Origin of the sequence: Evansella sp. AB-rgal1, from assembly GCF_041820985.1 — a bacterium.
Lineage (GTDB): Bacteria > Bacillota > Bacilli > Bacillales > Salisediminibacteriaceae > Evansella.
In genome coordinates, this window is record NZ_JBGUAU010000031.1 from 23,663 (window position 1) to 38,794 (window position 15,132).

Below are 15,132 nucleotides of genomic sequence, written 5' to 3' on the forward strand. Positions count from 1 at the left end.
AATGACGAGGTGGTAAACATGGCAGTTTTACAAGCAGCAACAAGAGAAGATCTTAGAGGTTCAAGATTATCAGCAATACGAAACAAAGGAGGAGTACCAGGGGTTATATATGGAAAAGCCTTTGGGAACAAACCTGTAACTGTAGAAAGTATTGCTTTATTAAAGTTAATACGTGAAAATGGAAAAAATGGTGTATTTAAATTAGATTATGAAGGAACACAAACAGACGTTATGGTATACGATCTACAAAAAGATACGCTGAAAAATGAAATTATTCACGTTGATTTTTATGCAGTAGATATGAAACGCGAATTAGACGCAGATGTACCTGTCCAAGTAGTGGGAGAATCTGTAGGTGTTAAAGATGGCGGTGTTCTTCAACAATCATTGTTCGAGGTTTCAGTAAAAGCATTACCAAATGATATTCCTGAAAAAATTGAAATTGATGTTTCTGAATTAGGAATTAATGATTCCCTACAAGTGAAAGATCTATTAAGTGGTGCCAAATATACCGTAAATAATGATCCAGAGGAATCCGTTTTATCTATCCTTCCTCCAACGGAAACGGAAGAAGCAGAAACAGACGTTGAAGCAGACGCTGATGCAGAAGTTGTTACTGGAAATGATAAAGAAGAAGGAAATAACGATACAGAACAAGAATAGTATTGTTAGGGACAAGAGGTATAACCGTCCAGGTTATACCTCTTTGATCAGTTTACTCATATCGGTGTAAATTAGAAAAAGTGCCCTATTAGGAGATGAATAATGATCTTTAAGAAATTATTTCAGAGGAAAATAGAAAGTGAGGATATTCCAATGAAGCTTATCGTTGGACTCGGAAATCCTGGGAAAAAATATGATGGCACTCGGCACAACATTGGCTTTGATGTTATTGACCGATGCGAAGACCAGTTAGCAATCACATTAGATCAATCGAAGTTTAAAGGCATATATGGTTTTCGTAAAATAGGTGAAAACAAGGTGTTTCTATTGAAACCTTTAACATATATGAATTTATCAGGGGAATCTATCATTCCTTTAATGAATTACTATAAAATCAACAAAGATGACCTCTTAGTTGTTTATGATGATCTTGATCTTGCACCTGGTACCATAAGATTACGTCAAAAAGGTAGTCATGGTGGTCATAATGGAATTAAATCAATCATTGCCCAACTAGGTACAGATCAGTTTAACAGAATAAGAATAGGAATAGGACGCCCCCCACAAGGGCAAGCTGTACCAGACTATGTGTTAGGAACATTTAGTAAAGAAGATCTTACTGTAGTGGATGAGGCAGTAATCAAAGCTACCAATGCTATTGAGACATGGACAACAAAACCTTTTTTGCAAGTAATGAATGAGTATAATTAAATGTGACATTTAAGCATAGTCAACTCCAAATCAGTACATACTTAGTTTATATACATGTACTGATAGGAGGAACAAGATGGCCATTCACTATTATTGTCGACATTGTTCAAAGAATATCGGAAGAATAAGCAACTGGCAAGCGGACGATGAGGAGTTGGGATTTACTGATCTTACAGAAGAAGAGAGAAAAGAAATGATAGAATGTGATTCCCAAGGACATATGCAAGTAAAAGTTATATGTGAGGATTGTGAAAAAACATTACAAGAACACCCTGACTATCATGCATATGAGTCCTTCCTACATTAAGACAATAATCGACAGGCTTTGGTGCTCCGTGCCAAAGCGTTTTTCTGCTGTATATATGCAATACTATTTTTTATCATGAGAAACCTACTAGAGGGGGGAACACTGTGAGAGGATTTATAGAGAAAGTATACCATGGGGATGACGTAGCCAGTATTATCGAAGGAATTGAGGCCAACCTATCTGAGCAGATGATTTCTGGTTTAGCTGGATCAGCTAGATCTCTTTTGCTAGCATCCATATTTGAGAAAACGAGACGATCTCAATTAGTTATTACACATAACTTATTTCAGGCACAGAAACTGTATGATGATCTCGTTGCCCTTGTAGGTGAGGAGTCAGTTTACTTATATCCCGTTAACGAATTAATAGCTTCCGAAATTGCTGTAGCAAGTCCAGAAATGAAAGGTCAGCGAATTGAAGCTCTTAATCGTTGGTCTTCAAAAAAGGATGCCATTATTATTTCACCAATGGCAGGTGTGAGACGATTGCTACCACCTGCATCGCTTTGGGAAAAATGTCAGTATGATTTTCGTGTGGGAAGTGATATAGAAGTAGATAAATCTCTTCATGATTTAGTATCTATGGGATTCCAAAGAGTAGATATGGTTTCTACTCCGGGAGACTTTAGCGTTCGTGGAGGAATTATCGATATTTATCCTTTAACGGAAGAAAACCCAATAAGGATTGAACTTTTTGATACAGAAGTGGATTCTATTCGTTTTTTCGATGTGGAAACGCAACGGTCTATCTCTCAAGTACAATCTATTAAAATAGGACCAGCTAGAGAGGTATTATTATTTGATGAACACTATAAGAAAGGGGCAATAAGATTAGAGCAAGCACTAGGAAAAAGTTTAACGAAAGTAAAAGATGCTTCAGTAAAAGAAAAGATGGCAGATCAAGTTGGTCAAGAGATAGCCTGGTTGAAAGAGAAGAATTCGTTCGATTCCATGTATAAATACATGTCCATTTTCTATGAAAAAAGAACAACAATACTAGATTATATGCCCGAAAACGGTTCCATTTTTATTGATGAAGTAAGCAGGGTTCAAGAAATGGCGAAAAACTTAGAAAAAGAGGAAGCCGAGTGGCATACAACGATGATTTCTCAAGGTGCATCGGTTGCTGATCTAGATTTGGCCAAAAATTGGGAAGAAATGCTTCAAGAGACAAATTTCCCTAAACTATACCTAAGTTTATTTTTAAGACATGTTCCATCAACCAATCCAAAAAATATTGTAAATATTCAAAGTAAAACAATGCAAAATTTTCATGGTCAGTTACATCTATTAAAAAGTGAAGTAGACCGTTGGAAAGATGCAAATTATTCTATAACGTTTGTATGTGCAGATCATAATAGATCCGAAAGAATGAAGAGCGTACTTGAAGATTACGAGATTGAAGCAAGCATTGTTGGAGATGATCAGCCACCAGTACATGGTCAAGCTCAAATTATTACAGGAATGTTAATGACAGGCTTTGAACTACCTATGCAGCGTATGATCGTTGTGACCGAGGAAGAGGTATTTACGAAAAGAACGAAGAAGCCAAAGCGTCGTCAGAAGTTATCCAATGCTGAGAGAATTAAAAGTTATTCCGAACTAAAGGTTGGAGATTGGGTTGTTCACGTAAACCACGGTATTGGGAAATATTTAGGAATTCAAACTCTAGAGGTTGGCGGTATTCACAAGGATTATATGCATATTACTTATGCTGGCAATGACAAGCTCTATGTACCTGTGGAGCAAATAGATCAAGTACAAAAATATGTTGGTTCCGATGAAAAAGAGCCGAAGCTATATGCCCTTGGTGGAACTGAGTGGAAGAAAGTAACAAAAAAAGTCCGTTCCTCTGTTCAAGACATTGCGGATGATCTTATTAAACTTTACGCAGAACGAGAGGCAAGTAAAGGTTTCGCTTTTTCAAAAGATGGACCTGAACTACGAGAGTTTGAATCATCCTTTCCTTATGAAGAAACCGAGGACCAACTACGAGCGATTGAAGAAATTAAAAAGGACATGGAACGAGAACGACCAATGGATCGATTACTATGTGGAGATGTAGGATACGGCAAAACAGAAGTAGCATTACGTGCGGCATTCAAAGCTGTTATGGACGGTAAACAAGTTGCGCTACTAGTACCAACAACAATTTTGGCTCAACAACATTATGAAACGATCAGAGAGCGTTTTCAGGATTTCCCAATTAATATTGGTTTGCTAAGTAGGTTTCGAACAAGAAAAGAACAGTTACAAACGATCAATGCTGTGAAAAAAGGAGCAGTAGATATTGTTGTTGGGACACATCGACTCCTATCCAAGGACGTAGAGTTCAGTGATCTTGGTTTGCTCATTGTCGACGAAGAACAGCGCTTTGGTGTAACTCATAAGGAAAAGATTAAAACATTTAAGGCAAATGTAGATGTTTTAACTTTGACAGCTACACCTATTCCAAGAACACTTCATATGTCGATGTTAGGAGTAAGAGATTTATCAGTCATTGAAACACCGCCAGAAAACCGTTTTCCAGTGCAAACATATGTTGTTGAGCAAAATGATGCCCTTGTTAGAGAAGCAATTGAAAGGGAAATGGCAAGAGGAGGGCAAGTGTTTTATCTATATAACAGAGTAGAAGATATAGAGACAGTTGCAGATCGAATCTCCATGCTTGTACCTGAAGCAAATGTAAGATACGCTCATGGGAAAATGAGCGAAACGGAGTTAGAATCTGTTATCCTCGAATTTCTTGAAGGAAACACAGATGTACTTGTTACAACAACCATTATTGAAACAGGGGTAGACATTCCTAATGTAAACACTCTTATCATTAATGATGCTGATAAAATGGGTCTGTCTCAGCTTTATCAATTACGAGGGCGTGTTGGGCGGTCCAATCGTGTTGCATATGCTTATTTTACTCATCAGAGAGATAAAATTTTGACAGAGGTTGCGGAAAAAAGATTGCAATCTATAAAAGAGTTTACGGAGTTAGGCTCAGGTTTTAAGATTGCAATGCGAGACCTTTCCATACGGGGAGCGGGCAATTTGCTTGGTGCCGAACAACATGGATTCATCGCATCTGTCGGGTTTGACTTTTATTCCCAAATGCTGAAAGAAGCAATTGATGATCGCAAAAACGGAAAGGTAGATACGGAAGCAAAAGTAGAATTGAAAGAAATTGAAATGGATATTCAAGTGGATGCCTATATTCCAGAATCCTATATTCCAGACTCTAAACAGAAAATCGATATGTACAAACGATTTAAATCCATTGAATCACAACAAGAAATCCTTGAATTAGAGGGTGAGATGATCGACCGATTTGGTGATTTTCCAAAAGAGGTTGGCTTCCTATTTCAAGTTGCAAAGATTAAACAATATGGGATACAAGAAGGTATTGATTCCATCATTGAAAAGAATCAAGAATGTAAACTTATTTTGAGTCAGGAAACAACAGATAAAACAGATGGTTCAAAATTATTCTCACTTGTTAATCGTTTATCCAATAAACTAAACTTGTCAATGACAGGAAATAAGATAACTATTCATTTAAAAAGAAAAACATTTTCTGATGGTGAATATTTATCATTATTGGAAGATGTATTATCTAGGTTAGATGAAGTACAAAAAGTTTTGGAAAAAGAGGATAAAAAAGCCTCTTTATAGCCATAATATGTAGAGTAAGAGGAAGATCTTTGAAAAAGGGTCTTTCTTTTTTTTAGAAATAAAAACAAATTTATTCATCTTTTGGTGAATAGTTCTTTTCTTTTGTTTAATAATAAGATCAAGATTCAGCTATTAAAAAAAGAATACTTGCACGCAAGCATCGACGTGAATACAACAAGGAAAGTGAGGCAACGTAAGTATGAAAGCAACTGGAATTGTTCGACGCATTGATGATTTAGGACGTGTGGTAATTCCGAAAGAAATTCGCCGCACACTAAGGATTAGAGAAGGAGATCCATTAGAAATATTTGTGGATCGAGATGGTGAAGTTATCCTAAAGAAATACTCTCCAATTTCGGAACTTGGAGACTTTGCTAAGGAGTACGCAGAGGCACTATACGATAGTTTAAACCATATTGTGTTAATCGCGGACCGCGATACATATATTGCGGTAGCTGGCGGTTCCAAAAAAGAATACCATAACAAAGGTATTGGTGAACTAGTGGAAACTGCTATGAGTGAAAGAAAAACTATGCTTGAAGGACAAGCTGGTGAATACCATATAGCTGGAGAAGGGAAAGAGCAAATTAATGGTTATTGTATTGCTCCAATTATAGCTAATGGAGATCCAATTGGAGCAGTCACCCTTGTCGCCAAAGACACGAAAGATGTAGGAGATATTGAGAAAAAATTAGCAGAAACTGCAGCTGGATTTTTAGCTAGACAAATGGAACAATAAAATATTTTTACTAAACAAAGGTTAAGAACAAGAAATGAATATCTATGTAAGAAATAGCTGAAAAGCACATGTCATACTATTTAAAGGTATGCATGTGTTTTTTTGTATTCTGCTTATACTTAAAATCCAACTTGTTAGAGAAACATAAAAAATACCATATGCTATAATTAGTTTACTTTATTGTACAGGGGAGAAAGAAAATTGGCTGGATTGAAAGGAAATAGTGCTTCTTCATGGGTTCGGGGTGCATTATATTTATCCCTGGCTGCGTTTTTAGTAAAAGGTTTAAGTGCATTATACAAAGTTCCTTATCAGAATATAACTGGTGACATCGGTTATTATGTATATCAACAAGTCTACCCTATATATGGCGTTGCCTTTGTTCTTGGGTCATATGGTTTTCCATTAGTAATATCAAGGATGTTATCCGAAGCAAATTCAACATCAAAAGAAGATCAATTAAATCGTATTATTACCATTTTTCTGTCTTTATTGTTATGGAATAGTGCTATTGGGATAATGCTTATATTGTTCGCTAATGAGATTGCTCTTGTAATGGGGGATCAAAGTTTAGCCCTTGCTATTCGCTGGCTTGGTTTACCTTTCTTCTTAATACCGTTTCTCTCTGTTGCTAGAGGTTTTTATCAGAGCAAAGAAAATATGGTGCCAACAGCTGTTTCACAAGTTGTGGAGCAAACGATACGTATTATTGTCATTTTAGTCATCGCTAGTTGGGCAATGAATCTAGGTGATCCTTATTTAGCAGGAATCTCAGCTGGTATTGGTGCCTTTTCGGGCAGTCTTTTTGGAATATTTATGATGAGTATCTATGCTAAGCCAAGTAGGTGGAAGTGGAAAAGAGTAAAAATTCAAATTCCAACATATTGGAAAGAGGATATAAAGACGTTACTCACTTCGAGTTTCCTTGTTTCCATTAGTGCCATGGGTTTAATTATCTTTCAATTATTAGATTCCTTTTCTGTGTATCGTCTCTTACAGGTTGGGGGTTGGAGTGAAGAAAGTGCTGCAACGTTAAAAGGAATTTATGATAGAGGTTGGCCAATGGTACAACTAGGAGCCGTAGTAACAACCGTATTCTCATATGCAGCTATCCCATATATAACAAAAGCGTTTTTAAGTGGCAAAATGGAAAATGTCCAAACATATATTAGTCAATCATTAAAAATATGCATTGTATTTGGCGGTGCAGCAACAGTTGGTTTAATTTCTATTATGCCCAATCTAAATCCTATGCTATTTACAGATATATCAGGAAAAGGAGCTTTGCAGATCCTTTCAACCACTGTTTTATTCAGTGCTATTTTTATGACGGTAGCTGCATTGTTACATGCAGTTGGACAAGCAGTTTATGCCTCGATAATATTGGTAATAGGTATTATACTTAAACTGGTTGGTAATATGCTCATCGTACCTTCATTAGGGATTGAAGGAGCTGCGATTGCTTCAGGGGTTAGTTTTTTTATTATGGCAATTATGTCACTAATAATTATTAATAAACGGAACCTCGTTAAAAAAATTAGCCTATTCTTTTTCGTTAAATTACTATTATCCCTAAGTATAATGAGCGTTAGTGTTTGGTCAATTAGATATGGATTTGGATTCTTTCTTCAAGAACCGTTACATAGAGGAATACATGGGTTCATAGCTATTTGCAGCGCTATTGTTGGTGCAACTATTTTTATTCTAATCATATGGTTTGTAAAACTATTCGAAAAAAAAGAGTGGGAAAACCTACCGAAAGTGTCGAAATTATTACCCTATAAATAAAATGTTGATAAAACGAAAGAGAAATTGGATAAAGTGCCTCAATTTGGAATGTGTCAATTTAACATGAAAATTCGCTGGATTAGGTGATATTAGTTTATTGAACTATATATGCAATGAGCGTAAGTCTGCGAACTCCAGTGGGAAGCAGAGTAGAGGCGAGACACCATAGAGACGAAGTCGCGGAAGTGGCTCGGCAACTCCCCACAGGAAAGGAGCAGACTGAAGCGAATGGAATAACTACCAACAAAGTTAGTATCACTAGATAGTCTGATACACTTAATTTCAGGGCTGCAAAATAAATCAAATGAAAAAATGAAAAGGTAGTGATCTATTTGGAAAAAGTAATTACCATTGTTGGTCTTGGAGCAGGTGATCTTTCACAGCTACCACTTGGCATATATCGACAACTACAAAAAGAAACAAAGATATTTGTAAGGACAATGGACCATCCAGTTTTAAAAGAACTAGAAAATGAAGGGCAAACGTTCATTAGCTTCGATGAAATATATGAAGCATATGATTCATTTGAAGAAGTATATAATCAAATCTGCACTAGACTCGTCCAAGAAGTTCAAACAGGGCCAATTATATATGCTGTTCCAGGGCACCCACTTGTGGCAGAATATACGGTACAATTACTTCTTGAACGAGAAAGGCAGGGAGAGATCTCTACCAATATCATTGGTGGCCAAAGCTTTCTAGACCCAATGTTCACTTCGTTAAAAATAGACCCCATCGATGGTTTTCAATTACTAGATGGATCAAACTTGAAGCGGGATACAATTCAGATTCGAAATCATCTTATTATTGGTCAAGTGTATGATCAGTTTAGTGCATCAGAAGTGAAACTGACTTTAATGGAGTTATATCCAGATAATTATGAAATAACCATTGTTACGGCAGCTGGAAGTAGTGAAGAGCGCCTTCAACCTGTTCCCTTGTATGAATTAGACCGAGTCACTACACTAAGTAATTTAACCGCTATCTATGTTCCACCAGTGAAGGATGAATCTTTCATGTATGGAGATTTCGAGATGCTTCGACATGTCTTTGCTGAATTACGTGGTCCTAACGGTTGTCCTTGGGATAAGGAACAGACACATGAATCGCTGAAAAAATATTTACTTGAGGAAGCTTACGAAGTGTTAGACGCAATAGACGAAAAGGATGATACACATCTAGTAGAAGAGCTAGGTGACGTTCTTTTGCAAGTAATGCTTCACGCACAAATTGGAGAAGACGATGGATTATTTACAATAAAAGACATTATCTACGGATTGAATGAAAAGATGATTCGACGTCATCCTCATGTTTTTGGAAATGCAGAAGTGCATGACTCGGACAAGGTTGTTGCTCAATGGGAAGATATCAAAAAACTAGAGAAGAGCGGATCCAGCGAGGCATTTCAATCTATATTATCTGGAGTACCAATATCTTTACCGAGTTTGTTAAAGGCATATAAAATTCAAAAGAAAGCAGCTAAGGTTGGATTTGATTGGGGTGAAGAAGCTCCAATGTGGATGAAGCTTCAAGAAGAGATTTCTGAATGGATTCAGGAAATGAAAGCAGGAAAACATGAAGCTGCATCGAAAGAATTAGGAGATGTATTATTTTCTTTTGTTAACCTTGCCCGTTTTCATGGAATCGACCCAGAAGAAGCATTGAGGCAAACAAATCAGAAGTTTACTCGTCGTTTTCAATACATTGAAAAAACGCTGTTTGAGCGAGGCGAAAAATTAGAAGATCAAACGTTAGAAATACTTGACTCTTTATGGGAACAAGCAAAAAAAGAAGAATAAAGTGAGGGAATGAATATGAGAATAGATAAGTTTTTAAAAGTTTCTCGATTAATTAAAAGAAGAACGTTAGCGAAAGAAGTTGCTGAACAAGGACGGGTTGAAATAAATGGACAAACAGCAAAGGCAGGAGCAAACGTAAAGCCAGGAGATGAAATCTCTATTCGTTTCGGGCAAAAACTAGTGGTAGTTCGTGTCGAACGCCTAGAAGAAAGCATACGAAAAGAAGAAGCAACAACAATGTACTCCCTACTAAGAGAAGAAAAACTAGGAGAGACAAATAGCTTTAGTTAAAGGAGCGGTTTCCGCTTTTGAAGCGTGTTTTTCTCAATGGGAACATCATAAAGACAAAATCAAGTAGATTTCAAGCTAAATTGTCCTTATGCTACCGTATCCATAAGACTTGAGCTTATTCTTAAGCCGATTAGAGATAGCTCGCTAGCTGAAGTGAACGGAAATACAACCCACAAAAATAGTAACACTATATAGTTTAGAAAATATCATCCGGCTTGTTCTATTCCCATTTTCCATCACATACATATGTAGCAAAGTGTTTGAGGAGGGAAAATGGATGGAACATTCCTATGGCTATACAAACGGTGGACAAGGTAGAAAACTAGAAGATCATCAAATCATTATGAAGGGTCGTAAAACACTAGAAATTTCAGGTGTTAAACAAGTAGAAAGTTTTGATAACGAAGAGTTTTTACTTGAAACAATCATGGGGTACTTATCCATTCGTGGACAACACCTTCAAATGAAAAACTTAGACGTGGATTCAGGGAATGTATCTATACAAGGGAGAGTCGACGATTTAGTATACTTGGATGAACAACATGGTGGAAAATCTAAAGGACTATTTGGGAAGTTATTCAAGTGACGCTAGATATCCAATTTTTATCTATGCTTGCAAGCGCAGCGACTGGTATTTGGTTTGGGGCTTCTTTCGATACATATAAACACTTTATCGGAAGTCCCCAGCGTTTTCGCTGGACTTTGCTATTAAATGATATTCTTTTTTGGCTAGTACAGGCTCTTATTTTCTTTTATGTTCTCCTCCAAGTAAATCAAGGTGAAGTACGTTTTTATTTGTTTTTAGCATTATTACTAGGCTATTCTATCTATCGTTCGATATTAGAAGACATATATCAACGAATATTACATTGGTTTATTCGTGTTTGTGTGAGATTATATGACATTATTACAAGAATAATTTTAGTATTGATAGTTAATCCGATAAAATGGTTATTGCAAGTCATCCTAACCTTGAGTATGATGATATTATCCACATTATGGACGGTAATCCTATTTATCGTAAAAATTATCTTATCTCCATTTCGTTGGATTTGGCTTAAATATGTACATGCATTTGGTAATCCTTTTAAAGCCATCACTCTGTACCTGAGAAAATGGAAGATAAAATTAAAGAACAAATGGGATAAATGGTTTCACGATGATGAATAGAGGTGAGGTTCCTATGCAAAACAACTCTAAAGGTAATGTACGGAAATTAACATCAGAGTATATGGAAAAGCAGAGCAAATTACAAGAATACAACCAAAGACGAAGAAAAGGACTTGCTAGACGTTTGACCGTATTTGGAACTTTCATAGCGTTGTTTTTTATTTTTATTGGATACACCTTATATAATCAACAGAATACATTACAAGAGATTAAATCGGAAAAGCAAGAGGTGGAAGAGAGGCTTCTATTTTTAAAAAATGAAGAAGTAAAGCTAGAAGAAGAGATAGTACTTCTTCAGGATCCAGAATATATCGCTGAGATTGCTAGAAGAGACTTTTATTTAACGAAACCAGGGGAAACATTATTCCAACTTCCAAGATCGTCCTCTTCTTCGGATTGACACGACTGTTTTAAACTTTGTATAATGGAAGAAAATGAAGTTTTTTAAGACATTTAAGGAGGAGCATTTTTTTCATGTCAATAGAAGTAGGCAGCAAGTTGCAAGGTAAAGTTACCGGTATAACAAATTTCGGAGCTTTTGTTGAATTGCCTGGCGGTTCGACTGGCTTAGTGCATATCAGTGAAGTAGCTGATAATTATGTAAAAGACATTAATGAGTTTTTAACTGTAGGTGCCGAAGTAGAAGTTAAAGTATTGAATGTTGAAAGTGATGGGAAGATAGGTCTTTCCATTCGTAAAGCAAAAGAAGCACCGCCAACAGAACAGCGCCGCCCACAAAAAAGAGGTCCACGTAAAGAAAGCAATAACAATCGTCCTCAACGACCTGTTTCTTTTGAGGATAAAATGAACAGATTTTTAAAGGATAGTGAAGAACGTTTAGCCTCTCTTAAACGTAATACGGAATCGAAGCGTGGAGGTAAGAGTTCGAAACGGGGATAATCTTGCTGCTAGATAATATATACAATCAACACTTGTCTTTATGACAAGTGTTTTTTTATGGAATGCTGTATCATGTGAAGGTTGTTAAGTTGAGTGGCTTTTTTTAATTGTAAAGGGAACGATCAGAAGAAAAGCGAGTCGTTCAGAAGAGTTTTGTCGCGCTAAAAGTATGATCATAACATCGGTAATTATGAATATATTTCGTCCAAATTTGAAAAATTCCCCGTCTCCCACCTTTCTCTAATACTCATACAATGAATACGAAAAAAGTTACGTTTTATAATAATATGCTAAAAATCATCCGAGGTTGTTCGTCATATTCACCCATTCCTAGTAGTTTTGTCATATTCATTTTATTTCAGAAAAAAATCTTCATAAATACCTTCAGTAAGGGGTTCAGCACTAAGTATAAGGATAGATTTAGAACAAAGTGGTGTTCACCAATATCGGAGGGTTGTGTAACATCTACTATTACTAGGACGTTTATTCTAGATTATCGTCGAACACTTTTTTCATTTCACATTGTTGTTTTGACAAATTCTTTAGGAAAAACATGTTTATAATATTAGCACGAAACGTTTAAAACAGGGTGGTGCTTAGCAATGTTACATCGTTTATCATTAAAAGCCGTTGGTGGACATGCAGATACATTTATTAATGGAGGTGTAGCAACAAAGAAAACGAGAAAAACGAAGAAAATGAAACTAGAAACGGAGAGAGTTTCTGAACAAACGGTTAGGGAAACATTGATCATCATTGCTATAGGTTTTCTTTTAGGACGAGCCGTCATTTTATTTGAACTACTTCCATTTGTAATACCATTTTTAGCCGTTATTTTACATTGGAAACGAACCTATACATTGATAACTGCATTGGCGTTAATAGTTGGTTCTACCAGTGTTTCCTTCTTATTTGCAGGTCATACTGTAGTTGCTATTTTATTATATTTGGTAGCTCAAGGATTTGCTTCATCGATTACTAATGATAAAAAGTTTATACCTGTGACTGTTTTTTTCTCCGTAACAGTTGCTAGATTTATAGGGTTGGCTATCATGGAAGGAGTAACGTTGTATCATGCACTAACTGCTTTCATTGAAGGTGGATTAGCAATGGTAGTCACGTTAATATTTATTCAAAGCATTCCCTTAATCTTAGAAAAAAGGAAAAAAATAGCTTTAAAACATGAAGAAATTGTTTGTTTAGTAATATTACTAGCAAGTTTAATGACAGGTACAGTTGGTTGGCTCATTTTTCAATTATCTGTAGAACAAGTCGTTGCAAGATATATCGTGCTTGTATTCGCATTTGTGGGAGGAGCAGCAATTGGCTCTACAGTCGGTGTTGTTACCGGATTAATATTAAGTCTCGCAAATGTAGCTAATCTTTTCTATATGAGTCTTCTAGCATTTTCGGGATTATTAGGTGGATTATTAAAAGAAGGGAAAAAAATATCTGTAGCAGTAGGAATGATCATAGCTACTTTTTTAATGGGGATGTATGGGGATAATCAAGTTTCGATGCAACTCTCAGTTTTTGAAAGTTTAATTGCAATTTCACTGTTTCTTCTAACACCGAAGACGTGGACAACCCATTTATCTAAATATATACCTGGAACAGTAGAGCATTCACAGGAACAGCAACAATATTTGCGGAAAATTAGGGATGTAACTGCTGGGAAAGTTGAACAGTTCTCCAATTTATTTCTAAGTCTTTCAAAAAGTTTCAGTTTATTAGAAGCAAGTGGAGAGAAGTCCAACCAAGAGCGAGAGGTCGATTTATTTTTAAGTCGAGTAACAGAGCAAACATGTCAAACTTGTATGAAGAAACATAATTGTTGGACGAGAAAATTCTCTGAAACTTACGGACTCATGGAACAACTCATGAGGGAAGTGGAAAAAGATGGAGAGGTGACGAGTCGACAGTTATTAACAGATTGGCATCATCATTGTATCATTGACGAAAGAGTTGTAGATGCAATGAAAAAAGAGTTAAATCAGCATAATGCTAGTAAGCATTTAAAGCAACAATTAATAGAAAGCCGTCGACTAGTTGCAGATCAGTTAAAAGGCGTATCAAAAGTTATGGAGGACTTTGCAAAGGATATTCAGAGAGAGAAGAAAGAACACGAGAAACAAGAATCTGAAATCATGGATGCTCTTCAACAGGCTGGTATTGAGGTGGAGGGTGTGGATGTATACAGTTTAGAAACAGGGAGTGTGGATATTGAAATAACATTGGTAAGTAATTTCTATAATGAAGGAGAGAAAATTGTTGCACCACTTTTGTCAGACATTCTTGACGAAACAATTATTGTAAAACATGTTGAATCAGAAACATTAACTGGAAATGAAGCTAGAATTACATTTGGTTCCACAAAAGCATTTATTGTGAGAGAAGGAATAGCTCATGCTGCAAAAGGAGGAAGGTTAGTTTCAGGAGATAGTTACTCAACGATGGAGTTAGGTGCTGGTAAATACGCAGTGGCAATAAGTGATGGCATGGGGAATGGAACAAGGGCTCATATCGAAAGTCAAGAAACGATTGGTTTATTGAAAAATATCTTACGATCTGGAATTGAAGAAACGGTAGCCATAAAGTCTATTAACTCCATTCTATCACTTCGTTCTGAAGAAGAAATGTTCTCTACCCTCGATTTAGCAATGATTGATTTGCAAGAAGGGTTTGTAAAGTTTTTAAAAGTTGGGTCTATACCTAGCTATATTAAAAGAGGTTCGGATGTAAAAGCAGTTGAAGCAGGAAATCTTCCAATAGGAATCATACGAGAGATGGATGTAGATGTGGTAACAGAACAATTGAAAGCAGGGGATTTATTAATCATGATGAGTGATGGAATATACGAAGCTCCTGTGGTAGCAGAAAACAAAGACATGTGGATGAAACGAATTATTAGAGAAGTACAAACAGAGGATCCGCAAGAAATAGCGGATATATTAATGGAACGTGTTATTCGAGATAGTAATAATGAAATACATGATGATATGACGGTTATCGTAGCAAGATTAGATCATCATTTACCAAAATGGTCTAGTATTCCAGCCTATGAGAAAAAAGCATAACTAGTAGTATAATTTCTCTCAA

The 15,132-nt window shown here is 36.1% G+C and carries 13 protein-coding genes; all 13 read left to right on the top strand.

Annotated elements, in window-relative coordinates:
• Positions 1 to 18: 18 nt before the first annotated feature.
• The 13 genes from ACERII_RS20965 to spoIIE all read left to right on the top strand — a co-directional run bounded on the left by ACERII_RS20965 (position 19) and on the right by spoIIE (position 15,110).
• Complete coding sequence (locus ACERII_RS20965) at positions 19 to 663, top strand: 50S ribosomal protein L25/general stress protein Ctc (RefSeq protein WP_373644910.1); 645 nt, start codon at positions 19 to 21, stop codon at positions 661 to 663.
• A gap of 153 nt (positions 664 to 816) precedes the next feature.
• The gene (pth, locus tag ACERII_RS20970; RefSeq protein WP_373644952.1) at positions 817 to 1,374 is read left to right on the top strand and encodes an aminoacyl-tRNA hydrolase; all 558 of its coding nucleotides are present in this window, start codon (positions 817 to 819) and stop codon (positions 1,372 to 1,374) included.
• Between the two features lie 76 nt (positions 1,375 to 1,450).
• Positions 1,451 to 1,681, top strand: a complete 231-nt coding sequence (gene fin / locus ACERII_RS20975) for an anti-sigma-F factor Fin (protein WP_373644911.1) — start codon at positions 1,451 to 1,453, stop codon at positions 1,679 to 1,681.
• 104 nt (positions 1,682 to 1,785) lie between these two features.
• Entirely contained in the window at positions 1,786 to 5,346 is a 3,561-nt protein-coding gene (gene mfd / locus ACERII_RS20980) for a transcription-repair coupling factor (RefSeq protein ID WP_373644912.1), read from the top strand.
• Between the two features lie 199 nt (positions 5,347 to 5,545).
• Entirely contained in the window at positions 5,546 to 6,085 is a 540-nt protein-coding gene (gene spoVT / locus ACERII_RS20985; protein ID WP_373644913.1) for a stage V sporulation protein T, read from the top strand.
• A 201-nt stretch (positions 6,086 to 6,286) separates the two neighbouring features.
• Positions 6,287 to 7,873, top strand: coding sequence for a putative polysaccharide biosynthesis protein (locus ACERII_RS20990; RefSeq protein WP_373644914.1), 1,587 nt, complete (start codon positions 6,287 to 6,289; stop codon positions 7,871 to 7,873).
• Positions 7,874 to 8,205: 332 nt separating this feature from the next.
• The gene (gene yabN, locus ACERII_RS20995; protein ID WP_373644916.1) at positions 8,206 to 9,672 is read left to right on the top strand and encodes a bifunctional methyltransferase/pyrophosphohydrolase YabN; all 1,467 of its coding nucleotides are present in this window, start codon (positions 8,206 to 8,208) and stop codon (positions 9,670 to 9,672) included.
• Positions 9,673 to 9,687: 15 nt separating this feature from the next.
• A complete protein-coding gene (locus tag ACERII_RS21000) occupies positions 9,688 to 9,963 on the top strand; it encodes an RNA-binding S4 domain-containing protein (protein WP_373644917.1) in 276 nt (91 codons plus the stop codon).
• A 277-nt stretch (positions 9,964 to 10,240) separates the two neighbouring features.
• Positions 10,241 to 10,549 (top strand): sporulation protein YabP, encoded by a 309-nt coding sequence (gene yabP / locus ACERII_RS21005; RefSeq protein WP_373644918.1) that lies wholly within the window; start codon positions 10,241 to 10,243, stop codon positions 10,547 to 10,549.
• On the top strand, positions 10,546 to 11,133 hold the full coding sequence (gene yabQ / locus ACERII_RS21010) for a spore cortex biosynthesis protein YabQ (RefSeq protein ID WP_373644919.1): 588 nt from the start codon (positions 10,546 to 10,548) through the stop codon (positions 11,131 to 11,133). Before yabP ends, yabQ begins: the two co-directional genes overlap by 4 nt.
• A gap of 13 nt (positions 11,134 to 11,146) precedes the next feature.
• A complete protein-coding gene (locus tag ACERII_RS21015; RefSeq protein WP_373644921.1) occupies positions 11,147 to 11,533 on the top strand; it encodes an FtsB family cell division protein in 387 nt (128 codons plus the stop codon).
• Positions 11,534 to 11,607: 74 nt separating this feature from the next.
• Complete coding sequence (locus ACERII_RS21020; RefSeq protein WP_373644922.1) at positions 11,608 to 12,033, top strand: S1 domain-containing RNA-binding protein; 426 nt, start codon at positions 11,608 to 11,610, stop codon at positions 12,031 to 12,033.
• 602 nt (positions 12,034 to 12,635) lie between these two features.
• Positions 12,636 to 15,110 carry a stage II sporulation protein E gene (gene spoIIE, locus ACERII_RS21025; RefSeq protein ID WP_373644923.1) on the top strand — a complete coding sequence of 825 codons (2,475 nt, stop codon included), beginning with the start codon at positions 12,636 to 12,638 and terminating at the stop codon, positions 15,108 to 15,110.
• The last annotated feature ends 22 nt before the right edge of the window (positions 15,111 to 15,132 follow it).